Origin of the sequence: Diaphorobacter caeni (genome assembly GCF_015354245.1) — a bacterium.
GTDB classification, from domain to species: domain Bacteria; phylum Pseudomonadota; class Gammaproteobacteria; order Burkholderiales; family Burkholderiaceae_C; genus Diaphorobacter_A; species Diaphorobacter_A caeni.
On sequence record NZ_JADKYZ010000005.1, the window covers coordinates 337,523 to 363,186 of the forward strand.

Below are 25,664 nucleotides of genomic sequence, written 5' to 3' on the forward strand. Positions count from 1 at the left end.
CTATCTCCGCCTTGATGTGAATCGATGTAATAAATCATAGCCGTTGTCTATTCCATTGTGGTTTCCAATTGTTATCGCGGATATCGCTTCGTCCGTGAGGCCTTGAATGCCGTGGGCGGCACCGAGGGGCAATGGCGGGCGCGTTCCGGCGGCTGCTGACATGACTTTTCGCATCTGAAAGTGTGCAAATGCAAACCCGGGCTGGCTTACACTGCTCCAATGCTCTGGGTCAAAGCCTTTCACATCGTCTTTATCGCCAGTTGGTTTGCGGGGCTGTTCTATCTGCCGCGCATCTTTGTGAATCTCGCGATGGTCACGCCCGGCTCGCTGGCCGAGCGTGAGCGGCTGCTGCTCATGGCGCGCAAGCTGTTGCGTTTCACCACGATGATCGCCGTTCCGGCGCTGGGCCTCGGGCTGTGGCTCTGGCTGGGTTACGGCATCGGGCGGGGGCAGGGCTGGATGCACGCCAAGCTGTTCATCGTGCTGCTGGTGATCGGCTATCACCACGCCTGTGCCGTGCTGCTGCGCAAGATCGCGAGCGGTCAGTCGACACGTTCGCATGTATGGTTCCGCTGGTTCAACGAGGTGCCCGTGTTCCTGCTGCTCGGTGCCGTGTTGCTGGTGGTGCTCAAGCCGTTCTGACGACGCAGCCGGGCATTCACGGACATGCACAAGACATCCGCCTGGCCTCTTGCGCTGATCTATGCGGCGCTGATTGTCTTTGCGAGCCTGTTTCCGTTCGACGGCTGGCGTTCGCAGGGCGTGGATCCACGGGTCTTTCTGTTCGCCCGAATTCCGCCGCCGTACTGGACCTGGTTTGACGTCAACACCAACATCGCGGGCTATGCGCCGCTCGGTTTTTTGCTGGCGCTGGCGCTGCTGCGCACCGGTTGGACGCGCTCGGCAGTGCCCGTGGCGTTTCTGGCGGGCACGCTGCTGTCGCTCGCCATGGAGTTCACCCAGATCTACCTGCCGCGCCGCGTGCCGTCCAACATGGATCTGGTGCTCAACGCGGCGGGTACGCTGATCGGTGCGCTGCTCGCCGCGCTGCTGGAGAAGCTCGGTGCGATCTCGCGCTGGAGTCGTTTTCGCGAGCGCTGGTTCGTGCCGCAGGCGCGCGGCGCGCTGGTGCTGCTCGCGATGTGGCCGATCGCGCTGCTGTTTCCGGCGTCGGTGCCGTTCGGGCTCGGGCAGATGTGGGAGCGGCTCGAGATGGCGCTCACGGAATGGTTTTCCGACACGCCCTTCATCGAATGGCTGCCCGTCACCGACGACGTGCTGGAGCCGCTGTCGCCGGGGCGGGAGCTGCTGGCCGTGATGCTGGGCATTCTGATTCCCTGCCTGCTGGGTTACTGCATCATTCGCGGCGTGGCGCGGCGTGCGATCTTCACGCTCGTGACGGCGGTGGTGGGCGTCGGGGTCACCGCGCTCACCTTCCTGCTCAGCTACGGACCAAGCCATGCATGGGAATGGCAGAGCATGCCGACGCGTATCGGCATGGGCCTTGGAATCACCCTGGCGATGGCACTGGTGCTCGTGCCGCGCCGGGTCTGCGCGGCGCTGCTGCTGCTGGCGCTGATGCTGCATCTGAATCTGCTCAACCAGGCCCCCGCGAGCGCCTATTTCGCGCAGATGCTGCAGGCCTGGGAGCAGGGGCGCTTCATCCGTTTCTACGGCGTGGCGCAATGGCTGGGCTGGATCTGGCCTTATGCTGCACTGGTGTATGTGGTGATGAGAGTGTCGCGGCGCAGTGATGAGGCCTAGAATTCCCCGCATGACCGACAGCACCAAGACAACGGACGCGAAGATGGGCTCCAAGGCTGGCTACTACCAGCGTCACATCTTCTTTTGCCTGAACGACCGTCAGAACGGCGAGGAGAGCTGCGCGCACCACGGTGCACAGGGCGCGTTCGACCGCTGCAAGTCCGCCGTCAAGGCCGCGGGCCTCGCGGGCCCCGGCAAGGTGCGGGTCAACAAGGCGGGCTGTCTGGACCGCTGCGCAGGTGGGCCGATCGCGGTCGTCTACCCCGAAGAGACCTGGTACACCTACGTCGACGAGAGCGACATCGACGAGATCGTCGAATCGCATCTCAAGAACGGCAAGGTGGTCGAGCGACTTCTGACCCCGCCCGATGTCGGCCGCTGACCGCGCCGCCCGTCGCACCCGCCCCGATTCTGTGTTTTGTCACGCCCAACGCGCGGCGTGGCCCTCTCTCAACGGTAGCTTGACGTGAACGCTCAAACCGAACGCCTGACATTGACCGGCCCCATGGGCTCCATTGAAGCCCTGCGCGATCAGGCCGTTCTGGCTGCGGATGCCGCGCCGCGCGGCATCGCCATCGTCGCCCATCCGCATCCGCTGTTCGGCGGCACCATGGACAACAAGGTCGTGCAGACGCTGGCGCGCGCCTTCGTGCAAAGCGGCTGGACGACGGTGCGTTTCAATTTCCGCGGCGTCGGCGCGACCGAGGGTGTGCACGACAACGGCGCGGGAGAGCTTGACGATCTGCTGGCCGTTATCGAACAGGTGGCGCCCGAAGGGCCGATTGCGCTGTCCGGTTTCTCGTTCGGCTCCTTCGTCACCAGCCACGCGGTCGAAAAGCTGGCCACTTCGCGCCGGATCGAGCAGATCGTGTTCGTCGGCACGGCCGCAAGCCGATTCAAGGTGGCGCCGATTCCGCAGGAACTTCACGAGCGCTCGCTGATCGTTCATGGAGAGGCGGACGATACCGTGTCGCTGTCCTCGGTCATGGACTGGGCGCGGCCTCAGATACTCCCGGTTACCGTCGTTCCCGGGGGCGGTCATTTCTTTCACGGACAATTGCCGCTTCTCAAGGGGCTGGTGCTGAGGCATCTGCGTTCCGCTTCTGCGCTGTGAGCACTGCGGCCCGTGCCTGCCGCGGGCCAGGCTCACTCCATTTCGTTTTTGTTTTTGTTTCCGATTGCCTGATCCCATGAAGTCTGTTCTGTCCACGATGCGAAACCTCGCATGCGCTGCCCTGCTGGTCCCCACGCTGGCGCTGGCCCAGGTCCCCCAACCACCGGAAATCGCCGCGCGCAATTACCTGCTGGTGGACGTGACCGCCGGCCAGGTGCTCGCCGCCAAGGACATCGATGCGCAGATCGAGCCCGCTTCGCTCACCAAGCTGATGACGGCCTACGTGGTGTTCGACGCGCTGCGCGCCAAGAAGGTCAGCCTCGAGCAGACCCTGCCGGTGAGCGTCAAGGCCTGGAAGATGCCCGGCTCGCGCATGTTCATCGACCCCAAGATGCAGGTGAAGTTCAACGACCTGATCAGCGGCATGATCATCCAGTCCGGCAACGACGCCTCGATGGCGCTGGCCGAAGGCGTGGGCGGCAGCGAAGAGAACTTCGTGCGCCTCATGAACGAGCAGGCCAAGGCGCTTGGCATGGCCAACACCAAGTACATGAACCCGGAAGGCCTGACCGCCCCCGGTCACCTCACCACCGCGCGCGATCTGGCGACGCTCTCGCAGCGGCTGATGAAGGACTTCCCGGAGTACATGCACTACTACTCGACCAAGAACTACCGCTATCCCGGCACGCCCGAGTCCAACAGCTACAACCGCAACTCGCTGCTGTTCCGTGACCCGACCGTCGATGGCCTGAAAACCGGTCATACCGCCGCCGCCGGTTATTGCCTGGTGGCCACGTCCAAGCGCGACTTTCCGAATGTCGGCCAGCGTCGCCTGATCTCCATCGTGCTCGGCACCAACAGCGAATCCGCCCGTGCCAACGAATCGCAGAAACTGCTGAACTGGGGCTACACCGCGTTCGACTCCGTCAAGCTGTTCGACGCCGGCGCTCCCGCAGCGACGCCGGACGTCTGGAAGGGCACGCTCAACAAGATCAAGATCGGCCGTCCGGAAGCCATCGTGATCACCGTGCCATCGGGCAGTGCCGGCAAGGTGACGACGCAGATCGAGCGTCAGGATCCACTGATCGCCCCGTTCACCAAGGGCCAGAAGATCGGTACACTCAAGGTCATGCTGGGTGATCAGCAGGTCGGCTCCGTGCCTCTGGAGGCTCTGGAAGACGTGCCGCAGGCAGGCATCTTCGGCCGTGCCTGGGATGCGATCCGGCTGTGGATCAAGTGACCCCGAGACTTGTTTGCTCCTGATGGAGGAGCAAGAGAACAGGCGGGCAAGCAGCCTGCAAGCCTATGCCCACCGCGAAACCGGTGGGCATTGTTGTTTTCGCGGTGCCAGCAGCGAATGGGATGCGGGGGTGAAATGCAACAACGATTGCTTGAAAATCGCCAAGCTGATACATTAGAAGGCTTTTCGGAAATTCCGAAGGGATTCACGTTTTCGCTTTCAGTCCTTTGACGAGGGAAACTGGGCGGATAAACCTTTTGCTTTCACGAAGCAAATTCACGTTTAGGGACATTTTTAATGCCAACCATTAACCAACTCGTGCGTCAGGGCCGCACGGTCGAAGTTGTTAAATCCAAGAGCCCTGCTATGGAAAACTGCCCACAGCGCCGTGGCGTGTGCACCCGCGTGTACACCACGACGCCTAAGAAGCCAAACTCCGCTCTGCGTAAGGTTGCCAAGGTTCGCCTGACCAATGGTTTCGAGGTCATCTCGTACATCGGCGGTGAAGGCCACAACCTGCAAGAGCACAGCGTCGTGCTGGTGCGCGGCGGCCGTGTGAAGGACTTGCCAGGTGTGCGTTACCACATCGTGCGCGGTTCGCTTGACCTGCAAGGCGTCAAGGATCGCAAGCAAGCCCGTTCGAAGTACGGTGCCAAGAAGCCAAAGGCCAAGTAAGCCCTGGTTTTTTGAACGAATTAGTAGGTGCTGTATCCCGCGTGGCGCGAGATAGAGCGTAGTGACCCGAAGCGCAAATGTTTTGTGTGGGTCGAGTAAGTGGGAGTCCAGTTTTGGCTCTCGCGGTGTCTGAAAAGACGCCAACTGAAGCAAAGATAGAGGTGAAAAAATGCCACGTCGTCGCGAAGTCCCCAAACGTGAAATTCTGCCGGATCCAAAGTTCGGCAACGTAGAGCTGTCCAAATTCATGAACGTGATCATGGAAGGCGGCAAGAAGGCTGTTGCAGAGCGCATCATTTACGGTGCTCTCGACCTGATCGCCAAGAAGTCTCCAGAAAAGGATCCTCTGGAAGTGTTCGTCACGGCCATCAACAATGTGAAGCCGATGGTCGAAGTGAAGTCGCGTCGCGTTGGCGGTGCGAACTACCAGGTTCCAGTGGAAGTGCGCCCTGTGCGTCGTCTGGCGCTGTCGATGCGCTGGATCAAGGAAGCCGCTCGCAAGCGTGGTGAGAAGTCCATGGCTCAGCGTCTGGCCAACGAGCTGGTCGAGGCGACCGAAGGCCGTGGCGGCGCGATGAAGCGCCGTGACGAAGTGCACCGCATGGCCGAAGCCAACAAGGCATTCAGCCACTTCCGCTTCTAATTATTCGATCGGAAGTCATCGGGGGGTCATCTCCCGATGCCATAAAGGCCGCCGTGTTTTTGCATGTGCGGCCTTGCGTGGATTCAGACCCCTTGAAGACGGAGCCGTCGCTCGCATATGCGAACGCTGGTTCTTGAATAACCGATCTAACCCAAGGATTCATCATGGCTCGCAAAACCCCCATCGAGCGCTATCGCAATATTGGTATCTCTGCGCACATCGACGCAGGCAAGACCACAACGTCGGAACGTATCCTGTTCTATACCGGCGTGACCCACAAGCTGGGCGAAGTGCATGACGGCGCTGCCACCACCGACTGGATGGAGCAGGAGCAAGAGCGCGGCATCACGATCACATCGTCTGCCGTGACCTGCTTCTGGAAGGGCATGGACATGTCCCGCCCAGACCACCGCATCAACATCATCGACACCCCCGGTCACGTGGACTTCACGATTGAAGTGGAACGTTCCATGCGCGTGCTGGACGGCGCCGTGATGGTGTATTGCGCCGTGGGTGGCGTGCAGCCACAGTCGGAAACCGTGTGGCGTCAGGCCAACAAGCACAAGGTGCCTCGTCTGGCCTTCGTGAACAAGATGGACCGTACCGGTGCCAACTTCTTCAAGGTCGTGGACCAGATGAAGCTGCGCCTGAAGGCCAATCCTGTGCCAATCGTGGTGCCAATCGGTGCTGAAGACAACTTCGAAGGCGTGGTCGACCTGCTCAAGATGAAGGCGATCTACTGGGATGAAGCTTCCCAGGGCATGAAGTTCGAATACCGCGACATCCCTGCTGAGCTGGTCGACGTGGCCAACAAGTGGCGCGAAGGCATGGTGGAAGCTGCGGCTGAAGCCAGCGAAGAGCTGATGAACAAGTACCTGGAAGAGGGCGAGCTCTCCGAGCAGGAAATCATCGCCGGTCTGCGTCAGCGCACGATCGCCACCGAAATCCAGCCGATGCTGTGCGGTTCCGCGTTCAAGAACAAGGGTGTGCAGCGCATGCTGGACGCCGTGCTCGATCTGCTGCCATCGCCAGTCGACATTCCTGACGTTGCAGGTACCGATCCTGAAGACGAAGAGAAGAAGCTGTCGCGCAAGGCTGACGACAACGAGTCTTTCTCCGCTTTGGCATTCAAGCTGATGACCGACCCGTTCGTGGGTCAGCTGACCTTCGTGCGTGTGTACTCGGGCGTTCTCACCAAGGGCGACACCGTGTTCAACTCGACCAAGGGCAAGAAGGAACGCATCGGCCGTATCGTGCAGATGCAGGCGAACGATCGCGTGGAAGTGGACGAAATCCGCGCCGGCGACATCGCTGCCTGCGTGGGCCTGAAGGACGTGACGACCGGCGAAACGCTGTGCGACGTCGCCAACCCCATCGTGCTCGAGCGCATGGTGTTCCCTGAGCCTGTGATCGCACAGGCCGTGGAACCCAAGTCGAAGGCCGACCAGGAAAAGATGGGTATCGCTCTGTCGCGTCTGGCTGCAGAAGATCCGTCCTTCCGCGTGCGTACCGACGAAGAATCCGGTCAGACCATCATCGCCGGCATGGGCGAGCTGCACCTGGAAATCATCGTTGACCGCATGAAGCGTGAATTCAACGTGGAAGCCAACGTGGGCAAGCCCCAAGTGGCCTACCGCGAAACCATCCGCAAGAAGGTCGAAGACGTGGACGGCAAGTTCGTTCGCCAATCCGGTGGTAAGGGTCAGTACGGTCACGTCGTGTTCACCGTCGAGCCGCAAGAAGCCGGCAAGGGCTTTGAATTCGTCGACGCCATCAAGGGCGGTGTGGTTCCTCGCGAATACATCCCTGCGGTGGAAAAGGGCGTGATCGAAGCGCTGACTTCCGGCGTGCTGGCGGGCTACCCCGTTGTGGACGTCAAGGTCACTCTGACTTTCGGTTCGTACCACGACGTGGACTCGAACGAAATGGCGTTCAAGATGGCCGCCATCTTCGGTTTCAAGGAAGCTGCTCGCAAGGCCAACCCCGTGATCCTCGAGCCAATGATGGCCGTGGAAGTGGAAACGCCAGAAGACTACGCCGGTACCGTGATGGGTGACTTGTCGTCCCGCCGCGGCATGGTGCAGGGCATGGAAGACATGGTTGGTGGCGGCAAGGCCATCAAGGCGGAAGTGCCACTGTCGGAAATGTTCGGCTACGCAACGTCGCTGCGTTCGCAAACGCAAGGCCGCGCTACCTACACGATGGAGTTCAAGCACTACGCCGAAGCTCCTCGCAACGTGGCCGAAGCCATCGTTGCAGCACGCGCCAAGTAATTGACGCTTTTCTGGACGCCCGGCCGGTGGCTGGGTGTTCAGAGCAGAATTCGCAAAATTTTTGCAATCTGCGATCCGGTGCCGTCCTGTTGCTGCGTGCGGGACGATCAAGCAATCGGGTGCAGACGTTAAACCTGAACACGCACACCGCTCTTTTTGGAGAAAAAAATGGCAAAAGAAAAGTTTGAACGGACCAAGCCGCACGTCAACGTCGGTACCATCGGTCACGTTGACCACGGCAAGACCACGCTGACGGCCGCTATCGCTACCGTTCTGTCGAAGAAGTTTGGCGGCGAAGCCAAGGCTTACGACCAGATCGACGCTGCGCCCGAAGAAAAGGCCCGCGGCATCACGATCAACACCGCTCACGTCGAGTACGAAACCAACGGCCGTCACTACGCTCACGTGGACTGCCCAGGTCACGCCGACTATGTGAAGAACATGATCACCGGCGCTGCCCAGATGGACGGCGCGATCCTGGTCTGCTCCGCTGCTGACGGCCCAATGCCCCAGACCCGCGAGCACATCCTGCTGGCCCGTCAGGTTGGCGTTCCTTACATCATCGTGTTCCTGAACAAGTGCGACATGGTCGATGACGAAGAGCTGCTCGAGCTGGTCGAAATGGAAGTTCGCGAACTCCTCGACAAGTACGACTTCCCAGGCGACGACACCCCGATCATCCGTGGTTCGGCTAAGCTGGCTCTCGAAGGCGACCAGTCCGACAAGGGCGAGCCCGCCATCCTGCGTCTGGCAGAAGCTCTGGACAGCTACATCCCCACGCCTGAGCGTGCAGTGGACGGCGCGTTCCTGATGCCAGTCGAAGACGTGTTCTCGATCTCCGGTCGCGGTACCGTGGTGACAGGCCGTATCGAGCGCGGTATCGTCAAGGTCGGCGAAGAAATCGAAATCGTCGGTATCAAGGACACCCAGAAGACCACCGTCACTGGCGTGGAAATGTTCCGCAAGCTGCTGGACCAGGGTCAAGCTGGCGACAACGTGGGTCTGCTGCTGCGCGGCACGAAGCGCGAAGACGTCGAGCGCGGCCAAGTGCTGTGCAAGCCCGGTTCGATCAAGCCACACACGGAATTCACCGCTGAGGTGTACGTTCTGTCGAAGGACGAAGGCGGCCGTCACACTCCGTTCTTCAACAACTACCGTCCACAGTTCTACTTCCGTACGACTGACGTGACCGGCTCCATCGTGCTGCCAGCCGACAAGGAAATGGTCATGCCTGGTGACAACGTGTCCATCACCGTGAAGCTGATCGCTCCGATCGCCATGGAAGAAGGTCTGCGTTTCGCCATCCGCGAAGGTGGCCGTACTGTCGGCGCCGGTGTGGTTGCCACGATCATTGCGTAATTCTTGAACAACCAGGAATTACAAAATGTCCAAGCAAAAAATCCGCATCCGCCTGAAGGCATTCGACTACAAGCTGATCGATCAGTCCGCAGCCGAAATCGTTGATACCGCCAAGCGCACCGGCGCGATCGTCAAGGGTCCAGTGCCCCTGCCGACACGCATGAAGCGTTTCGACATCCTGCGTTCGCCCCACGTCAACAAGACGAGCCGCGACCAGCTGGAAATCCGTACGCACCAGCGTCTGATGGACATCGTTGATCCGACTGACAAGACGGTTGACGCTCTGATGAAGCTCGACCTGCCAGCCGGCGTCGACGTGGAAATCAAGCTGCAATAAGCGACTAAGGTTGTTGCGCAAACGGTACGACGAAGGTAGAGCGTCGTACCAGAATAACGCGGGCTTGCTTGAAAAAGCAGTCCGCGTTATACTTTTGGACTTCGCCTTTTTTGCTGCGTTTTTGCGCGGCAAAGGCCCGCTTCGGAATCCGCAAGTGTTCCGGCTCTGGCAAGAGGTGGAGTTTTATTAACCTTCTTTCGTGCACATTGTGCTTGGCACTTGAGTGCAAACGTTCTGGCCAATTGAAGTCGGAGCGGCGGGAGTACTGGAGAAAATCAATGAGTCTGAGCAACTCCCTCGGGTTGCTGGGCCGCAAGGTGGGCATGATGCGTCTGTTCACTGATGATGGGGATGCGATTCCTGTCACAGTGGTGGATGTGTCGAACAACCGCGTGACCCAGGTGAAAACCCAAGAGAACGATGGCTACGTGTCGCTGCAAGTGACATTCGGTTCGCGCAAGGCATCTCGCGTGACCAAGCCAGAAGCCGGTCACCTCGCCAAGGCGGGTGTGGAAGCCGGTGAAGTGATCCGTGAATTCCGCGTGACCGCTGAAACTGCTGGCAAGTACGCCGCAGGTGCAACTCTGCCCGTGGCAGAGCTGTTCGCAGTGGGCCAGAAGGTCGACGTGCAAGGCACTTCGATCGGTAAGGGCTACGCCGGCACGATCAAGCGTCACAACATGGCCTCGCAACGCGCGTCGCACGGTAACAGCCGTTCGCACAACGTTCCTGGCTCGATCGGTATGGCGCAGGACCCAGGTCGCGTGTTTCCTGGCAAGCGCATGACTGGTCACCTCGGCGACGAAACCGTCACCACCCAAAACCTCGACGTGGTTCGCATTGACGAAGCACGCCAACTGCTCATGATCAAGGGCGCTGTTCCGGGCTCCAAGGGTGGCTTCGTGACAGTGCGTCCCGCCATCAAGGCAGCCGCTTCCAAAGGAGCGAACTAATGCAGCTCGAACTCCTGAATGAACAAGGCCAGGCCGCATCGAAGATCGATGTGCCCGAAACCGTTTTTGACCGTCAGTACAACGAAGACCTGGTTCACCAGATCGTTGTTGCCTTCCGCGCCAACGGCCGTCAAGGCACTCGCGCCCAGAAGGACCGCGAGCAGGTCAAGCACTCGACCAAGAAGCCTTTCAAGCAAAAGGGTACTGGCAACGCACGTGCCGGTATGACTTCCTCGCCACTGTGGCGTGGGGGTGGTCGCGTGTTCCCGAATCTGCCTGAAGAAAACTTCACGCAGAAGATCAACAAGAAGATGTACCGCGCCGGTATGGCTTCGATCCTGTCCCAGCTGGCCCGCGACGGTCGTCTGGCCGTGGTCGAGTCCCTCAAGCTCGAATCGCCCAAGACCAAGGTCCTGGCCGACAAGTTCAAGGCCATGAACCTGCAATCCGTGATGGTGATTGCTGACGAAGTGGACGAGAACCTGTACCTCGCTTCCCGCAATCTGAAGAACGTGTTCGTCGTCGAGCCACGTTATGCGGATCCGGTGTCGCTGGTGCACTACAAGAAGGTGCTCGTCACCAAGGGTGCCCTCGACAAGCTCAAGGAGATGTTCGCATGAGCCGCACTAATCCGACTCCCGCACAGCGCACCTTCGACGAAGGCCGACTGATGCAAGTGTTGGTCGCTCCCATCGTGTCCGAAAAGGCCACCATGGTTGCTGAAAAGTCCAACGCTGTGACATTCAAGGTGCTGCAGAACGCGACCAAGCCTGAAATCAAGGCTGCCGTTGAACTGATGTTCAAGGTTGAGGTCAAGGGCGTTTCTGTGGTGAACACAAAGGGCAAGTCCAAGCGTTTTGGCAAGACCATGGGTCGTCGCGACAATGTTCGCAAGGCTTATGTGCTGCTGAACGAAGGTCAAGAGCTGAACCTGTCCGGGGAGGCTGCGTAAACCATGGCCGTTATCAAGCTGAAACCAACGACACCGGGCCAACGTGGCACGGTGAAGGTCACACGTGATCACCTGCACAAGGGTGCTCCGTTCGCAGCTCTGCTGGAACCACAATTCCAGAAGGCTGGCCGTAACAACAACGGTCACATCACTACCCGTCACAAGGGCGGTGGTCACAAGCACCACTATCGCGTGGTGGACTTCAAGCGCAACAAGGACGGTATCCCCGCCAAGGTTGAACGCGTTGAATACGATCCAAACCGTACTGCGCACATCGCTCTGCTGTGCTATGCAGACGGCGAGCGTCGCTACATCATCGCTCCTCGCAACGTTGAAGTCGGTGCAACGCTGCTGTCCGGTTCGGAAGCCCCGATCCGCGTCGGCAACACCCTGCCCATCCGCAACATTCCGGTGGGTTCGACCATCCACTGCATCGAGCTCAAGCCCGGTGCCGGTGCCCAGATCGCCCGTTCCGCAGGTGCTTCGGCAACGCTGCTGGCCCGCGAAGGCACATACGCTCAAGTGCGTATGCGCTCTGGCGAAGTGCGCAAGATCCACATCGAGTGCCGCGCCACGATCGGTGAAGTCGCCAACGAAGAGCACAGCCTGCGCCAACTGGGCAAGGCCGGTGTGAAGCGTTGGATGGGTATCCGCCCAACCGTCCGCGGTACTGCAATGAACCCAATCGATCACCCGCACGGTGGTGGTGAAGGTCGTACCGGTGAAGGCCGTCACGCAGTTGACCCATGGGGTAACCTGACGAAGGGCTACCGTACCCGTAACAACAAGCGCACACAGACCATGATCGTGTCGCGTCGTAAGAAGTAAGGGGTAGCAAATGACACGTTCTCTGAAAAAGGGCCCATTTGTTGACCATCACTTGCTGGCCAAGGTCGAAAAGGCCATCGCCACCAAGGATAAGAAGCCAGTCAAGACCTGGTCGCGTCGTTCCATGGTTCTGCCCGATTTCATCGGTCTGACCATTGCCGTGCACAACGGCAAGCAACACGTGCCGGTGTATGTTACCGACCAGATGGTGGGCCACAAGCTGGGCGAATTCGCCCTGACGCGCACCTTCAAGGGTCACCCCGCGGACAAAAAAGTCCAGAAGAAATAAGGAACGACCATGTCTGAAACACGTGCAGTCCTCCGGGGCGTCCGTCTGTCGGTTGACAAGGGTCGCCTGGTAGCGGATCTCATCCGTGGCAAGAAGGTTGATCAGGCTCTGAACACCTTGCAGTTCACACAGAAAAAAGCTGCTGTGATCATCAAGAAGGTTCTGGAGTCGGCAATCGCCAACGCCGAGCACAACGACGGTGCTGATATTGACGAACTCCGCGTCAAGACCATCTACGTCGAGCAAGGCACCACACTCAAGCGTTTCACCGCTCGCGCCAAGGGCCGCGGTAACCGCATCAGCAAGCCCACGTGCCATGTGTACGTGACTGTGGGTAACTAAGGCCTAAGGGAAGAAAATGGGACAGAAAATCAACCCAACCGGCTTCCGCCTTGCAGTTAGCCGCAACTGGGCAAGCCGTTGGTACGCAAGCAACCGCGATTTCGCGGGCATGCTGGCCGAAGACATCAAGGTGCGTGAGTACCTGAAGGCCAAGCTGAAGAACGCCGCGGTTTCGCGCGTTCTGATCGAGCGCCCCGCCAAGAACGCCCGCATCACGATCTACTCGGCTCGTCCGGGCGTCGTGATCGGCAAGAAGGGCGAAGACATCGAGAACCTGAAGAAGGAACTCGCGACGCGTCTGGGCGTGCCAGTGGCAGTGAACATCGAAGAAGTGCGCAAGCCTGAAATCGATGCCAAGCTGATCGCTGACTCGATCACCCAGCAGCTCGAAAAGCGCATCATGTTCCGTCGTGCCATGAAGCGCGCCATGCAGAATGCCATGCGTCTGGGTGCCCAGGGCATCAAGATCATGTCGTCCGGCCGTCTGAACGGTATCGAAATCGCACGTACCGAGTGGTACCGCGAAGGCCGTGTGCCACTGCACACCCTGCGCGCCGACATCGACTACGGCACCTCCGAAGCCAAGACCACCTACGGTGTGATCGGCGTGAAGGTGTGGGTCTACAAGGGTGACACTCTGGGCCGCAACGATCTGCCAGTGGCAGAGACACCGCGTCCTGAAGAAGAGCGTCGTCCACGTGGTCCACGTCGCGACGGCCGTGATGGTCGTGGTGATGGCCGTCCAGGCGCAGGCCGTGGCGGCAACCGTCGTCCAGGTGGCTCCAACGCCGCTCCTGCTGACGGCAGCGACAAGCCCGCTGGTGCCGGTGGCACCGACGCAACCGCCGTTAAGCGCGTTCGCAAGACTGACGCGCCCGCTACAGCAGCGGACGGCAAAGGAGAATAAAGATGCTGCAACCTGCACGCCGTAAGTTCCGCAAGGAACACAAAGGCCGCAATACCGGTATCGCCACTCGCGGCAACACTGTTGCCTTCGGCGATTTCGGTTTGAAGTCCACGGACCGTGGCCGTCTGACGGCCCGCCAGATCGAAGCTGCTCGTCGTGCGATTTCTCGTCACGTCAAGCGCGGTGGCCGCATCTGGATTCGTGTGTTCCCCGACAAGCCAATCTCGACCAAGCCTGCTGAAGTCCGTATGGGTAACGGTAAGGGCAATCCAGAGTACTACGTCGCTGAAATTCAGCCCGGCAAGGTGCTCTACGAGATCGTTGGTGTTCCCGAAGAGCTGGCTCGTGAAGCGTTCCGCCTGGCTGCTGCCAAGCTGCCGCTGCGCACCACGTTCGTTGCCCGTCACATCGGTGCTTGATCAGGAGATATGAGAAATGACTAAATCTGCTGAACTCCGCCAAAAAGACGTGGCCGGCCTGGAAGCCGAAGTGAAGTCCCTGCAAAAGGCACACTTCGGTCTGCGCATGCAAAAGGCTACGCAACAACTGGGTAACACAGCGACGCTCAAGGCTACTCGCCGCGACATCGCTCGTGCCAAGACCATTCTTGCTGAAAAGCAAGCCGCCAAGTAATTAAGGAGCCGACATGACGGAAGCTAAAAAATCCCTCAAGCGCACCTTGATTGGCAAGGTGGTGAGCGACAAGCGTGAGAAGACCGTGACGGTGCTCGTGGAGCGCCGTGTGAAGCACCCGATCTATGACAAGATCATGATTCGTTCGAGCAAGTATCACGCGCACGACGAAAAGGGTGAGTTCAAGATGGGTGACACCATCGAGATCACGGAAAGCCGCCCGCTGTCCAAGACCAAGAACTGGGTTGCTACCCGCTTGGTGCAAAAGGCTGTTCTGGTGTAAGCCTTAAAGGCTTTACCGGCTGCAAGGCCTGAAGAAACGACCCACAATGTGGGTCGTTTTTCTTTTTGGGCGTCGAAAGCGTTTTTCGCACCCAATTCGTTCAATTCCACAAGGAGCAAAGCAATGATCAAAGTTGGCGACACACTTCCCGCAGCAACGCTGATGGAGTATTCCGAAGTCGAAGGCAACGGCTGCAGCCTCGGCCCGAACGCGGTTGACGTGCAGAAGGCTTCGGCCGGCAAGACCATTGCCGTGTTTGCCGTGCCTGGCGCCTTCACCCCCACTTGCTCCGCCAAGCACGTGCCCGGTTACGTGGAAAAGGCCGCCGAGCTGAAGGCGGCCGGCGTGGACGAAATCTGGTGCCTGTCGGTGAACGACGCCTTTGTGATGGGCGCCTGGGCGCGTGACCAGAAGACCGACGGCAAGGTGCGCATGCTGGCCGACGGCGACGCCGCTTTCGCCAAGGCCACTGGCCTGACGCTGGATCTGAACGGCAAGGGTCTGGGCCTGCGCAGCAACCGCTATTCCATGCTGGTCAAGGATGGCAAGGTGGCAACCCTGAACGTTGAAGGTCCTGGCAAGTTTGAAGTGAGCGATGCCGACACCATGCTCAGCCAAGCCAAGGCTTGATGGAGTGATTCGTTGAATTTCTGATGGAAGTTCGATGAAGAAGGCCTGCGGATGATGTCCGCGGGCCTTTTTGCTTTGTGGGCCGGAGGTGTCGAAGAAGCCGTGGCTTCGCCGCCGAGGCCGCTATATTCGAGTCACTGATTTGGAGATGATGATGAATGAGAAGTCTTTGAAAGTGGCGGTGGTCATCGCCGGAGGCAGCGGCATGGGGGCGGCAGCGGCGCGCAGGCTGCGGGCGGATGGTTTTGAGGTGGCGATTCTGTCGTCGTCCGGCAAGGGCGAAGCGTTGGCTGCCGAACTGGGTGGGCTGGGCGCGACGGGGTCAAACCAGAACGCGGCCGACATCCAGGCGCTGGTCGACGCAGTCATGGCGCGGTGGGGGCGCATCGACGTGCTGGTGAATGGCGCGGGGCACGGCCCCAAGGGGCCGCTGCTGGAGATTTCGGACGCGGACTGGATCAAGGGACTCGAGGTCTATTTCCTCAACGTTGTGCGCGCCGTGCGCATCGTCACGCCGATCATGCAGAAGCAGGGGAGTGGCTCCATCGTGAACATCTCCACGGCATGGACGTTCGAGCCGTCGGAGATGTTTCCCACGTCGGCCATGGCGCGATCCGGCCTGGCGGCTTTCACGAAGATCTTCTGTGACCAGTACGCCAAGGACGGCGTGCGCATGAACAACGTGTTGCCGGGCTGGATCGACAGTCTGCCGGCCAAGGAGGAGCGCCGCGCCGCCGTGCCGATGCAGCGCTATGGCAAGGCGGAGGAGGTCGCAGCGACGATCGCGTTTCTCGCCTCTGATGCCGCGAGCTACATCACCGGGCAGAACCTGCGCGTGGATGGCGGTTTGATGCGCGGCGTGTGATGGCAGTGTTGAGCATCGGATGGAGCGTGCCGTGATGCCCGTGCTGGTCAGCGCCTGCCTGATGGGCGTGCCGGTGCGTTATGACGGCGCCAGCAGGCCATCGGCGCATCCGGTGCTCGCGCGCTGGCGGGCCGAGGGACGGTTGCGCCTGCTGTGCCCGGAGACTGAGGGCGGGCTGCCCACGCCGAGGGCTCCCGCGGAGATCGAGGCGGGCGCGTCGGGCGCCGACGTGCTCGTGCACCGGGCGCGGGTGGTGGATCGCGACGGCAGGGATGTGTCTGGGGCCTTTGTGCTGGGCGCGGAACGGGCTGTGCGTCTGGTGCGTGAGTTAGGCATTCGCGTGGCGGTTCTCAAGGAGGGCAGTCCTTCGTGCGGCAGCTCATGGATCGCCGATGGCCGCTTTGCGGGTGTCCGCGTGGAGCGCGAAGGGGTGAGCGCTGCCGCGCTGAGGGCCGCCGGCGTTCAGGTGTTCAGCGAGAACCAGTGGGATGAGGCGGCGATGTGCCTTGCGGACATCGAGCGCGCGGCTCAGTCGAGATCCACCTTGAGGTAGTGCGAGCCCGCGACCGGGTTGTGATAGTACGGCGGGATTTCTTCAAACCCGAGATCGGCGTAGAGCGCGCGGGCGGACTCCATGCCGTCGAGCGTGTCGAGCAGCACGCAGGCATAGTCCGACAGGCGAGCGGCGTCCAGAATGCCCTCGACCAGCGTGCGCCCCAGCCCAAAGCCGCGGAACGCCTTGCGCACGTAGAGGCGCTTCATCTCGGCGGCGTTGGTGTAGTCGGCGGAGTCCAGAGGCCGCAGGGCGCAGCAGCCCGCGAGGCTGCCATCCACGTAGGCCAGCAGGATCTGGCCGCGCGGCGCGGCGTACTCACCGGGCAGGGTGCTCAGTTCCTCTTCGAAATCCTGAAACGACAGGTCGACGTCCAGTGTTCCGGCGTATTCGCGGAAGATGTCACGCACCACTTCCATCTCGTGGGCTTGCGTGGGAATGATCAGGTCGATGGAGGGGGAGTGGTCGTCCACGGGCAATCAAGGGCGCGGCGGCCGGCCATCGGCGCGAGATGCGTTGTCGCTTCCCGCCGATGACGCGGAGGCGTCCGCGTTCAGAACAAGGATGACCCAGTGTAGTCGCTGAGCGCGCCGGTCCGATTTCAGAATGACCCTAATGTGGATACCCACCAGGCGAACGCCCCTGCGGCGGCCAGCAGCACCAGCGCGGCGACGCGCGTGCCCGCGCTGTCGCGCGAGGACGGGGTGGCGGAGGGCAGTTGCTTGTCGCCGGTGATCATCGGGCCGACGAGCTTCTTGCCGCGCACCGCGTAGACGAGGATCGCCAGCACATGCAGTCCGACCAGCACGTAGAGCAGATACTGGCCGATCCGGGCGTGCCACCAGGTCGCGGTGCTCACCAGTTCGCCCGAGACATGGCGTGCGAGCGGGCCCGAAACGGAGATCTCATCGTCGCTCATGAGCCCCGTCGTGACCTGAAGGATGAGCGCGAGCAGCAGCGCGAACACCGACAGCGCGCCCAGCGGAGAGTGCCCGGCAGAGTGGTCTTCCTTGCCGGCAAGATGCCGTGCGAACTGGCCGGGGGTGAACAGAAAGCTCTTGAAGCGCGACCAGTAGCCGCCGACCAGCCCCCAGACCACCCGGAACACCAGCAGCGCCAGCACGCAGTAGCCCAGCCGGAAGTGCCAGTCCATGGCGTTGAGCTTGGCCGTCACTACGAGGGCGACCACGCAGGCGGCCAGTGTCCAGTGAAACAGGCGTGTGGGAAGGTCCCAGATGCGGACGGAGGTGTGGGGCATGGGGTGGATTCCGTGGGCATTGTTTGAAATAAAGCGCAACCCGCGTGCACTTCCGATAGGAAGCGTACACAATGGCTCATGATAGTGGGCAAAGGGCGAATGTGTCATGCCTTCGACCTCCTTGTCGGCTATTGTGAATGTGTCCGGGTTCCCCATTCCACCAAGAAAGAAAGGTCACCACGATGAAATTCAAAGCTCTAGCCGCCATGCTTGCCGCCTCGGCCTGCACCCTGTTTGCGCTGCCCGCCTCGGCCCAGTTCGCCAAGGCCGAAGACGCCATCAAATACCGTCAGGGCGCACTGTTCGTCATGGGGCAGCATTTCGGCCGTCTGGGCGCGATGGCTCAGGGCAAGGTCCCGTTTGACGCCAAGGCAGCGCAGGAAAATGCCGACGTGGTGGCCGCGATGGCCAAGCTGCCTTGGGCGGCTTTCGGTCCGGGCACCGAAAAGGGCGCACCCACCAAGGCCAAGGACGACATCTGGCTGGAGCCCGAGAAGTTCAAGGAGCACGCCGACAAGCTGGTGGCCGAGTCCGCCAAGCTGGCCGCCGCGACCAAGACCGGCACGCTCGAAGGCATGAAGGCCGCGTTCGGCGCGACCGCCAACAGCTGCAAGTCCTGCCACGACGCCTATCGCAACAAGTAAGCGACGGACCGCACAAGACAAAGAGGCCGACTCCAGCGATGGAGTCGGCCTCTTTGTCTTGTGGGAAGCTGCGGATCGATCAGGCTTCCGAGAGGAGCTTTTCAATCAGCTTGTGCAGTTCGGCGAAGTCGGGCGCGCCGACGAACGATTTCACGATCTTGCCCTGCTTGTCCACGATGAAGGTCGAGGGCGTGAGCTTCACGTCGCCCCAGGCCTTGGCATTGGCGCCGGTGTTGTCGATGGCGATCTGGAAGGGCAGCTTGCGCGACTCGGCGTAGTTCACCACATAGGCCGGCGGGTCGTACTGCATGGCGATGGCCAGCGTGTCGAAGCCCTTGTCCTTGTATTTCTGGTAGGTGCTGACGATCTCGGGCATCTCCGCGACGCAGGTGGTGCAGCTCGTGGCCCAGAAGTTCACGAGGGTCACGCGGCCCTTCATCTGCTCGGTGGTCTTGGTCGAGCCGTCCAGCAGGACAAAGGTCGACTGCGGCGCGGGCGCGGAGCCGGTGCCGAGGAAAACCCAGGCGCCTGCGCCTGCAAATGCCACCACCACGGCGGCGGCCAGCCACTTTTTGAGATTCATTTCATCGTTCCTGAGAGGACGCGCCGCTCGTTGTTCCATCGAAGCCAGCGTGCCGGGCAACGGTTCCCATTGTGCCGCAACCCGAAAAACCGGGGCGTTGACTGATGGAGCCGCTGCGGCGGCAAAAGTTCTATCGGGTCGTGCAAGGGATGGCCCCGAAGTGCGCAGGCGCAGGCTGACCCCATAATCGCCGCATGCAAGCATTCGGCATCCTTTCGCAGACCTCCGCGCGACGCGCTCTGCGTGCTCTGGCTTGGGGAGCATGTGCGGCATGGTCGCTCGCCGCCTGCAGTCCGGCGCTCAACTGGCGCAATGTGCCGGTCGAGCGCGCGCAGCTGACCGTCTCCCTTCCCTGCAAGCCCGATCACGGCTCGAAGACCGTGGAGCTGGGGCGGGACAAGGTTGAGCTCTCCATGATCGGCTGCGAGGCCAAGGGGGCGCTGTTCGCGATGTCATGGATGGAGCTGAGCGATCCGTCGCGCATCAGCGGCGTGCTCGGGCTCTGGCACGATGCCGTTCGGGCGCAGCTGCAGTTGCCCAGGCAGGCGGCTGGAACGCCCCCCGAAGAGAGCGCCTTCTCGCGCAAGGGCGGGCTGAACGTTCCGCAGTCGGTGCGCATGCGGAGCGTGGGGCGCAGGCCCGATGGCACGGAGGTGCAGGTGGACGCGGTCTGGTTTGCACGGCTCAAAGGCGGCAAGGTGCAACTCGTGCACGCGGTGGTCTACGCCGACAAAAGGGACGATGCCGTGGCCGACGGCTTTCTGGAGTCGATCACGTTGCAATAGGCCGCTGGTGGGGCGCATGCGCATCCCTGAAAACCCGCACCGCGACGATTGTTTGCTTCTCGCGCGGCCGGTTTCAGCGCCCCGGCCGGCATGCGCATGCCGGCATCACGCCATAATGTCTGGCAGACTTCTTCCAACATGACGACGCACATTCTCATCATCGCCCATGCACCCTTGGCACACGCGCTGCGCGAATGTGCGCTTCACGTGTTTCCTGAATGCACGGATGAAGTGCAGGCCTTGGACGTTCCCCCCAACGAGCCACCGGAAGAAACCCAGGCCGCGGCGCAGGCCATGCTCGACCAGCATCGGGGACAGGTGCTGCTGTTGACCGACGTGTTCGGCGCGACGCCTTGCAACGTGGCCCAGCGGCTCACGGATGGTCAGCGCGTGCGCCTGATCTGTGGCGTGAATCTGCCCATGCTGCTGCGCTCCGTGTGCTATCGCAGAGAAGAGCTTGACTCGCTGGTGGCGCGCGCCATGTCGGGAGGCACGCAGGGCGTGATGCAGGTCGCGCCCACCGCGCCCCAGAATCAGGTCCGAATGAACAGTTCTACAAATGATCAAGAAAAGCATCACCATCAGCAATAAACTGGGACTGCACGCCCGTGCATCGGCCAAGCTCACCAAGCTGGCGGGCAGCTGTCCCTGCGACGTGTGGATCTCGCGTGGCGAGCGCCGCGTGAACGCCAAGAGCATCATGGGCGTCATGATGCTGGCGGCAGGCATCGGAACCGAGATCGAGATCGAGACCGATGGCGAGCAGGAAGCCGAATCGATGGATGCGCTGATCGCGCTGATCGACGGAAAATTCGGCGAAGGCGAATGAACGGTTGAATGACTTCCGCCCGCTGCGGCTGCAGTGGGCGAAGCAGGGATTCGAAGCGGAAAACGCTGCGGCACGAGGCGATGGGCCATGCCGCGGCAGCGACAAAAATTGGAGGCTGAGCGACCATGACATTTGCAATACATGGATTGGCGGTGGCTCCAGGAATCGCCATAGGCAGGGCGGTGATTGCGGTGAACAGCCGCATGGAAGTGGTGCACTATTTCATCGAGCCCACGCAGGTGCACGACGAGATCAAGCGCGTGCGCCGCGCGCGCGACACCGTGGTCGAAGAGCTCAAGCGCATGCAGGAAGACCTGCCGGCCGACGCGCCGCACGAGCTGGCCGCGCTGCTCGACGTGCATCTGATGCTGCTGCAGGACGAGCTGCTCGAGAACGGCGTCAAGCGCTGGATCTCCGACCGGCTCTACAACGCCGAATGGGCGCTGACCACGCAGCTGGAGCTCATCACGCGCCAGTTCGACGAGATGGAGGACGAGTACCTGCGCGAACGCAAGGCCGACCTCGAGCAGGTGGCCGAGCGCATTCTGCGCTACATGCGCGGCGTGGCCAGCCCGGTGGCGCCGCCGCCCGCCAGCCCGCGCAGGGCCCAGCCCACGCTCACCGGCCTCGGCGAAGAATTCGCCGAAGACCCGCTGGTGCTCGTCGCCAACGATCTTTCTCCGGCCGACATGCTGCAGTTCAAGAGCAGCGTGTTCGCGGGCTTCATCACCGACGTGGGCGGCAAGACCTCGCACACCGCCATCGTGGCGCGCAGCATGGACATCCCGGCGGTGGTCGGCGCGCGCAGCGCCAGCCAGCTCGTGCGTCAGGACGACTGGGTGGTCATCGACGGCGATGCGGGCGTGGTGATCGTCAATCCGTCGCCGATCATCCTGGAAGAATACGGATTCCGTCGGCGTCAGGTGTCGCTTGAACGCGAACGCCTGTCGCGCCTGCGGCATACGCCCGCCGTCACGCTTGACGGGCAGTCGATCGAGCTGCTCGCCAACATCGAACGGCCCAGCGACTGCGAGGCGGCGCTGCGTGGCGGCGCGGCTGGCGTGGGCCTGTTCCGCACCGAATTCCTGTTCATGGGGCGCGCCGGAATCATGCCGGACGAGGACGAGCAGTACCAGTCGTACCGCGAGGCGCTTGAGGGCATGAAGGGCGCGCCGGTGACGATCCGCACCATCGACATCGGCGCGGACAAGCCGCTCGACAAAGGCCAGCGGGAGAACTCGGTGCTCAATCCGGCTCTGGGTCTGCGCGCGATCCGCTGGAGTCTGGCCGATGCGGTGATGTTCCGCGCCCAGCTGCGCGCGATCCTGCGCGCGGCGGTGCACGGTCCGGTGCACCTGCTGTTTCCCATGCTGTCCGGCGTGGGGGAGATCCGGCAGACGCTTGCGCAGCTCGACATCGCCCGCTCCGAACTCGACACGCGCGGCGTGCCGTACGGCGAGCTCAAGATCGGAGCGATGATCGAAGTGCCGGCCGCCGCGCTCATGGTGCGCAGCTTTCTGAAGTACTTCGACTATCTCTCCATCGGCACGAATGATCTCGTGCAGTACACGCTCGCCATCGACCGCGCGGACGAGGCCGTCGCGCATCTCTACGACCCGATGCACCCGGCCGTGCTGCGCCTGATCGCCGACGTGATCGCGGCGGCGAACGAGGCGGGCAAGGGGGTCAGCGTCTGCGGAGAAATGGCCGGCGACGTGGCCATGACCAAGCTGCTGCTCGGCTTCGGTCTGCGCAGTTTCTCGATGCATCCGGCGCAGATTCTCGCGGTCAAGCAGGAGATTCTGCGGGCCGATGCGGGCAGGCTCACCGAGTGGGCCCGCACGGTGCTCGACAGCGACGAGCCGGAAGCGATCTGCAGCGGCGGTTGAGGCCGCAGCGCAGATCGTCCGCTGCATCCAGCGTGGTCTTCAGTCCAGTGCTTCGGCGGGGCCGAAGAACTCGTAGTGCACCTGCTCCTTGGGCACGCCCAGTTGCGCAAGCGATTGCTTCACCGAACGCATGAATCCACGCGGGCCGAGAAAGTACACGTCGGCATCGCGCGCTGCGGGCAGCCAGTCGCCAAGCTGCTGCGCCGTCAGCAGGCCCTGCGCGCTCACGTCGTCCTCCGCGGTGGCGCGGTCGTAGCAATAGTGGCGCGTGAGCTGTGGATGCTGCTGCGCGAGCGCGTCGATCTGGTCGCGGAACGCATGCACGCCGCGTTCGCGCGCGCAGTGGATGAAGGTGATCTCGCGCTCGGTCAGCAGCGCTGCCTGCAGCATCGGCAGTGTCGGGGTGATGCCGACGCCGCCGCTGATCAGCACCAGCGGGCGGTCGTTGTCCTTGAGCGTGAAGTGTCCCGCCGGAGGGAAGACCTGCAGCGTATCGCCCTCCTTGACGGCGTCGTGCAGATGGTTGGACGCCTTGCCGCCGGGTTCGCGCTTCACGCTGATGCGCAGGCTCTCGCCGTTGCTTGGCGCGGAGAGTGAGTAGTTGCGGCGCTGTTCCTCGCCGTCGATGACCAGACGCAGACCGATGTACTGACCGGGCTCGTGCGCCATGACCATGCCGCCGTCGGCGGGCACGAGGTGCAGCGACGTGATCTCGCTGCTCTCCTGCATCTTCTTGCGCACGATGAAGGCGCGCGCACCGCGCCAGCCACCGTCGACGCCGGCGTTGCGATCGTAGGCCTGGGCTTCCGCGCCGATCAGGATGTCGGCGAGCTGCTGGTAGGCGGCCCCCCAAGCGGCCAGCACTTCGTCGGTGGCGATCTCGGCCCCCAGCACCTCGCGGATCGCACGCAGCAGGCAGCCGCCGACGATGGGGTAGTGCTCGGGCTGCACCTGCAGCGCCACGTGCTTGTTGATGATCTGCGCGGGCAGATCGCCCAGTGCCTCAAGACGGTCGATGTGCTTGGCGTACATGAGCACGCTGTGGGCGAGCGCCCGTGGCTGCGCGCCGCTTTGCTGGTGGGCCGAGTTGAAGAGCGGGCGCACCTCGGCATGCTCGGCCAGCATGATCCGGTAGAAGTGCGAGGTGAGCGCCTCGCCGCCGGTTTCCAGCAGCGGGACGGTGGATCGGACGATGTTTTTCTGTTGTTCGGTCAGCATCGGTGAAAAAGCTCCTTGTGCGTCATTGAAAAAGGTGTCTGCTCACTTCTTTGCAATCGACGTGCCAGTTGAAAATCCATTGCTTGACAAAGGTTTGCTGAAATGTGAGTCAATATGACTTTCATCAATACGCGTCTTTTTGACGGTGCAAGGTGTCAAATTGACTATCTCCGCCACGCTGCATGCCCTGATCCCTCTGGTCGCCGATCTGGCGCAGGAGCTGTCCGAGCGCGAGCGGTTGCGCCGGCTGCTGGCGGCGTTGCGCACCGTGCTTCCAGCAGATGCCGCAGCGCTGCTGAAGCTGGAGGACGGCGAATGGCTGCGTCCGCTCGCGATCGACGGGCTGGTGCCGGACGCATTGGGCAGGCGCTTTCGCATCGCCGAGCATCCGCGCTTTGCGCAGCTGATGGCGGCGGGGCAGGCCATGCGCTTTGCGCCCGACAGTCCCTTGCCCGACCCCTACGACGGACTGGTCAACGCGCCGGATGGAGCGCTGCATGTGCACGACTGCATGGGCTGCGTGCTGCAGGTCGGTGGCGTGACATGGGGGCTGCTCACGCTGGATGCCCTGGAGGAAGGGCGCTTGTCCGATCCGCATTCGCTGGCCGTGCTGCAGGCCTTCAGCAATCTCGCGGCGGCGACGGTCACCACGGCGCAGCGCGTGAGCCAGTTGACCAGTGCGGCGGCGCACGCGGGAGCCCTTCGTGGTGCAGGCAGCAGTGCGGGAGCCGATGCGTCTGCGCCGCGCAGCCTGATCGGCCAGAGCCCGGCGATGCAGAAGCTCAAGGCCGACATCGCGCTGGTGGCCGAGAGCGATCTGACGGTGCTGATCACCGGAGAGACGGGCGTGGGCAAGGAGCTCGTCGCGCAGGCCGTGCACTCGCGCTCGACGCGGGCGGGTCGGCCTCTGGTGAGCATCAACTGCGCGGCGCTTCCCGAAAATCTGGTGGAGAGCGAACTCTTCGGCCATGTGCGCGGCGCGTTCACCGGCGCTCTGTCGGAGCGGCGCGGCAAGTTCGAGCAGGCGCATGGCGGCACGTTGTTTCTTGACGAGGTGGGCGAGCTGTCGCTGCCCGTGCAGGCCAAGCTGCTGCGCGTGCTGCAAAGCGGTCAGCTGCAGCGCCTCGGCTCGGATCGCGAGCACCACGTCGATGTGCGCATCATCGCCGCCACCAACCGCGATCTTGCGCAGGAAGTGCAGGCGGGCCGCATGCGCGCGGATTTCTTTCATCGCCTCAGCGTGTATCCGCTGCAGGTGCCCGCGCTGCGCGAGCGTGACAGCGACGTGCTGCAGCTCGCGGGATTTTTTCTGGAAGAGAACCGATCCAGACTTGCGCTTGGCGGGCTGCGGCTCGATGCCGATGCACAGGCAGCGCTGCTCCAGCAGGACTGGCCAGGCAACGTGCGCGAGCTTGAGCATCTGCTGAGTCGTGCGGTGCTCAAGGCGCTGAGCCGCGCGCCGGAATCCGGCGGGCGCAGCACGCGGCGCGCGCGCATCGTCACGCTGCGGCGTCAGGATCTGGGGCCGGGACCGGGGCTCGCGCAGCGCTCCGCCGGGGATGCTTCGGCGGTGCCATTGCCGAGCGATGCGGAGCCGATGCCAGCGATGGGGCTTCGCAGCGCCGTGGAGAACTATGAGCGCCAGCTGATCGCGCAGAGCCTTGCGCGCAATGGCTCGAGCTGGGCGGCCGCGGCACGCGAGTTGCAGATGGACCGCGCGAATCTGCAGCGTCTGGCACGGCGTCTTGGCGTGCCATCGCCATGAGCGCGGGCCGCGCGCGGCATGCATCGCGCCTTGCAGGCTTTTTGAGAAAGGAA

The 25,664-nt window shown here is 62.2% G+C and carries 33 protein-coding genes; 29 read left to right on the forward strand and 4 right to left on the reverse strand.

Features of this window, described 5'->3' with window-relative positions; translation table 11 throughout:
- The first annotated feature begins 219 nt into the window (after positions 1-219).
- From ISG32_RS14785 to ISG32_RS14895, 23 genes are all read left to right on the forward strand, one after another.
- Positions 220-642, forward strand: coding sequence for a CopD family protein (locus ISG32_RS14785; RefSeq protein WP_166309926.1), 423 nt, complete (start codon positions 220-222; stop codon positions 640-642).
- A gap of 24 nt (positions 643-666) precedes the next feature.
- Complete coding sequence (locus ISG32_RS14790; protein ID WP_194771787.1) at positions 667-1,764, forward strand: VanZ family protein; 1,098 nt, start codon at positions 667-669, stop codon at positions 1,762-1,764.
- Between the two features lie 10 nt (positions 1,765-1,774).
- Complete coding sequence (locus tag ISG32_RS14795; RefSeq protein WP_194771788.1) at positions 1,775-2,146, forward strand: (2Fe-2S) ferredoxin domain-containing protein; 372 nt, start codon at positions 1,775-1,777, stop codon at positions 2,144-2,146.
- A gap of 84 nt (positions 2,147-2,230) precedes the next feature.
- A complete protein-coding gene (locus ISG32_RS14800; protein WP_194771789.1) occupies positions 2,231-2,878 on the forward strand; it encodes an alpha/beta hydrolase in 648 nt (215 codons plus the stop codon).
- Positions 2,879-2,954: 76 nt separating this feature from the next.
- Complete coding sequence (locus ISG32_RS14805) at positions 2,955-4,118, forward strand: D-alanyl-D-alanine carboxypeptidase family protein (protein ID WP_194771790.1); 1,164 nt, start codon at positions 2,955-2,957, stop codon at positions 4,116-4,118.
- Between the two features lie 297 nt (positions 4,119-4,415).
- Complete coding sequence (gene rpsL, locus ISG32_RS14810; RefSeq protein WP_003059441.1) at positions 4,416-4,793, forward strand: 30S ribosomal protein S12; 378 nt, start codon at positions 4,416-4,418, stop codon at positions 4,791-4,793.
- A gap of 169 nt (positions 4,794-4,962) precedes the next feature.
- Complete coding sequence (gene rpsG / locus ISG32_RS14815) at positions 4,963-5,436, forward strand: 30S ribosomal protein S7 (RefSeq protein WP_194771791.1); 474 nt, start codon at positions 4,963-4,965, stop codon at positions 5,434-5,436.
- A 164-nt stretch (positions 5,437-5,600) separates the two neighbouring features.
- Positions 5,601-7,709 carry an elongation factor G gene (gene fusA / locus ISG32_RS14820; protein ID WP_194771792.1) on the forward strand — a complete coding sequence of 703 codons (2,109 nt, stop codon included), beginning with the start codon at positions 5,601-5,603 and terminating at the stop codon, positions 7,707-7,709.
- 168 nt (positions 7,710-7,877) lie between these two features.
- Positions 7,878-9,068, forward strand: a complete 1,191-nt coding sequence (gene tuf, locus ISG32_RS14825; protein ID WP_194771793.1) for an elongation factor Tu — start codon at positions 7,878-7,880, stop codon at positions 9,066-9,068.
- Positions 9,069-9,093: 25 nt separating this feature from the next.
- Positions 9,094-9,405, forward strand: coding sequence for a 30S ribosomal protein S10 (gene rpsJ, locus ISG32_RS14830; protein ID WP_005796953.1), 312 nt, complete (start codon positions 9,094-9,096; stop codon positions 9,403-9,405).
- A 278-nt stretch (positions 9,406-9,683) separates the two neighbouring features.
- Positions 9,684-10,358 carry a 50S ribosomal protein L3 gene (rplC, locus tag ISG32_RS14835; RefSeq protein ID WP_194771794.1) on the forward strand — a complete coding sequence of 225 codons (675 nt, stop codon included), beginning with the start codon at positions 9,684-9,686 and terminating at the stop codon, positions 10,356-10,358.
- On the forward strand, positions 10,358-10,978 hold the full coding sequence (rplD, locus tag ISG32_RS14840) for a 50S ribosomal protein L4 (protein WP_194771795.1): 621 nt from the start codon (positions 10,358-10,360) through the stop codon (positions 10,976-10,978). Before rplC ends, rplD begins: the two co-directional genes overlap by 1 nt.
- Positions 10,975-11,310: a 50S ribosomal protein L23 gene (gene rplW, locus ISG32_RS14845; RefSeq protein ID WP_194771796.1), complete on the forward strand. Its 336-nt coding sequence runs from the start codon at positions 10,975-10,977 to the stop codon at positions 11,308-11,310. The genes rplD and rplW overlap by 4 nt, the downstream gene beginning before the upstream one ends.
- Positions 11,311-11,313: 3 nt before the next feature.
- Entirely contained in the window at positions 11,314-12,138 is an 825-nt protein-coding gene (gene rplB / locus ISG32_RS14850) for a 50S ribosomal protein L2 (RefSeq protein WP_187722811.1), read from the forward strand.
- A gap of 10 nt (positions 12,139-12,148) precedes the next feature.
- Positions 12,149-12,427, forward strand: coding sequence for a 30S ribosomal protein S19 (rpsS, locus tag ISG32_RS14855; RefSeq protein ID WP_047349368.1), 279 nt, complete (start codon positions 12,149-12,151; stop codon positions 12,425-12,427).
- A 9-nt stretch (positions 12,428-12,436) separates the two neighbouring features.
- Entirely contained in the window at positions 12,437-12,769 is a 333-nt protein-coding gene (rplV, locus tag ISG32_RS14860; RefSeq protein ID WP_123295387.1) for a 50S ribosomal protein L22, read from the forward strand.
- 16 nt (positions 12,770-12,785) lie between these two features.
- Entirely contained in the window at positions 12,786-13,676 is an 891-nt protein-coding gene (gene rpsC / locus ISG32_RS14865) for a 30S ribosomal protein S3 (RefSeq protein WP_194771797.1), read from the forward strand.
- A 2-nt stretch (positions 13,677-13,678) separates the two neighbouring features.
- Positions 13,679-14,095 carry a 50S ribosomal protein L16 gene (gene rplP / locus ISG32_RS14870; RefSeq protein ID WP_166067925.1) on the forward strand — a complete coding sequence of 139 codons (417 nt, stop codon included), beginning with the start codon at positions 13,679-13,681 and terminating at the stop codon, positions 14,093-14,095.
- A 16-nt stretch (positions 14,096-14,111) separates the two neighbouring features.
- Entirely contained in the window at positions 14,112-14,309 is a 198-nt protein-coding gene (gene rpmC / locus ISG32_RS14875) for a 50S ribosomal protein L29 (protein ID WP_166309895.1), read from the forward strand.
- A gap of 13 nt (positions 14,310-14,322) precedes the next feature.
- Positions 14,323-14,592: a 30S ribosomal protein S17 gene (gene rpsQ, locus ISG32_RS14880; RefSeq protein WP_194771798.1), complete on the forward strand. Its 270-nt coding sequence runs from the start codon at positions 14,323-14,325 to the stop codon at positions 14,590-14,592.
- A gap of 123 nt (positions 14,593-14,715) precedes the next feature.
- Positions 14,716-15,222 (forward strand): peroxiredoxin, encoded by a 507-nt coding sequence (locus tag ISG32_RS14885; protein WP_194771799.1) that lies wholly within the window; start codon positions 14,716-14,718, stop codon positions 15,220-15,222.
- Positions 15,223-15,376: 154 nt separating this feature from the next.
- Positions 15,377-16,087: an SDR family oxidoreductase gene (locus ISG32_RS14890; RefSeq protein WP_194771800.1), complete on the forward strand. Its 711-nt coding sequence runs from the start codon at positions 15,377-15,379 to the stop codon at positions 16,085-16,087.
- 34 nt (positions 16,088-16,121) lie between these two features.
- Positions 16,122-16,640 (forward strand): DUF523 domain-containing protein, encoded by a 519-nt coding sequence (locus ISG32_RS14895; protein WP_228529830.1) that lies wholly within the window; start codon positions 16,122-16,124, stop codon positions 16,638-16,640.
- On the opposite strand, the gene ISG32_RS14900 is transcribed toward ISG32_RS14895, so the two are convergent.
- Entirely contained in the window at positions 16,616-17,059 is a 444-nt protein-coding gene (locus ISG32_RS14900) for a GNAT family N-acetyltransferase (RefSeq protein ID WP_194771894.1), read from the reverse strand. The genes ISG32_RS14895 and ISG32_RS14900 overlap by 25 nt on opposite strands.
- 182 nt (positions 17,060-17,241) lie before the next feature.
- The gene (locus tag ISG32_RS14905) at positions 17,242-17,898 is read right to left on the reverse strand and encodes a cytochrome b/b6 domain-containing protein (RefSeq protein ID WP_194771801.1); all 657 of its coding nucleotides are present in this window, start codon (positions 17,896-17,898) and stop codon (positions 17,242-17,244) included.
- Between the two features lie 182 nt (positions 17,899-18,080).
- Here ISG32_RS14905 and ISG32_RS14910 point away from each other — a divergent pair, with 182 nt between their 5' ends.
- Positions 18,081-18,542, forward strand: coding sequence for a c-type cytochrome (locus tag ISG32_RS14910; RefSeq protein WP_194771802.1), 462 nt, complete (start codon positions 18,081-18,083; stop codon positions 18,540-18,542).
- A gap of 79 nt (positions 18,543-18,621) precedes the next feature.
- Here ISG32_RS14910 and ISG32_RS14915 read toward each other — a convergent pair whose 3' ends face one another.
- Positions 18,622-19,125 carry a TlpA disulfide reductase family protein gene (locus ISG32_RS14915; RefSeq protein ID WP_194771803.1) on the reverse strand — a complete coding sequence of 168 codons (504 nt, stop codon included), beginning with the start codon at positions 19,123-19,125 and terminating at the stop codon, positions 18,622-18,624.
- 194 nt (positions 19,126-19,319) lie between these two features.
- Between ISG32_RS14915 and ISG32_RS14920 the strand changes: the two genes are divergently transcribed.
- The 4 genes from ISG32_RS14920 to ptsP all read left to right on the forward strand — a co-directional run bounded on the left by ISG32_RS14920 (position 19,320) and on the right by ptsP (position 22,628).
- Positions 19,320-19,910, forward strand: a complete 591-nt coding sequence (locus ISG32_RS14920; protein WP_228529831.1) for a hypothetical protein — start codon at positions 19,320-19,322, stop codon at positions 19,908-19,910.
- 138 nt (positions 19,911-20,048) lie between these two features.
- Positions 20,049-20,501, forward strand: coding sequence for a PTS sugar transporter subunit IIA (locus tag ISG32_RS14925; protein ID WP_194771804.1), 453 nt, complete (start codon positions 20,049-20,051; stop codon positions 20,499-20,501).
- Positions 20,470-20,739 carry an HPr family phosphocarrier protein gene (locus tag ISG32_RS14930; RefSeq protein WP_194771805.1) on the forward strand — a complete coding sequence of 90 codons (270 nt, stop codon included), beginning with the start codon at positions 20,470-20,472 and terminating at the stop codon, positions 20,737-20,739. The genes ISG32_RS14925 and ISG32_RS14930 overlap by 32 nt, the downstream gene beginning before the upstream one ends.
- Positions 20,740-20,864: 125 nt before the next feature.
- Entirely contained in the window at positions 20,865-22,628 is a 1,764-nt protein-coding gene (ptsP, locus tag ISG32_RS14935) for a phosphoenolpyruvate--protein phosphotransferase (protein WP_194771806.1), read from the forward strand.
- Positions 22,629-22,667: 39 nt separating this feature from the next.
- Here the strand turns inward: ptsP and hmpA are convergent, their stop codons facing one another.
- Positions 22,668-23,846 carry an NO-inducible flavohemoprotein gene (gene hmpA / locus ISG32_RS14940; RefSeq protein ID WP_194771807.1) on the reverse strand — a complete coding sequence of 393 codons (1,179 nt, stop codon included), beginning with the start codon at positions 23,844-23,846 and terminating at the stop codon, positions 22,668-22,670.
- 160 nt (positions 23,847-24,006) lie between these two features.
- On the opposite strand from hmpA, the gene norR reads away from it, so the two are divergent.
- The gene (gene norR, locus ISG32_RS14945; protein ID WP_194771808.1) at positions 24,007-25,611 is read left to right on the forward strand and encodes a nitric oxide reductase transcriptional regulator NorR; all 1,605 of its coding nucleotides are present in this window, start codon (positions 24,007-24,009) and stop codon (positions 25,609-25,611) included.
- The last annotated feature ends 53 nt before the right edge of the window (positions 25,612-25,664 follow it).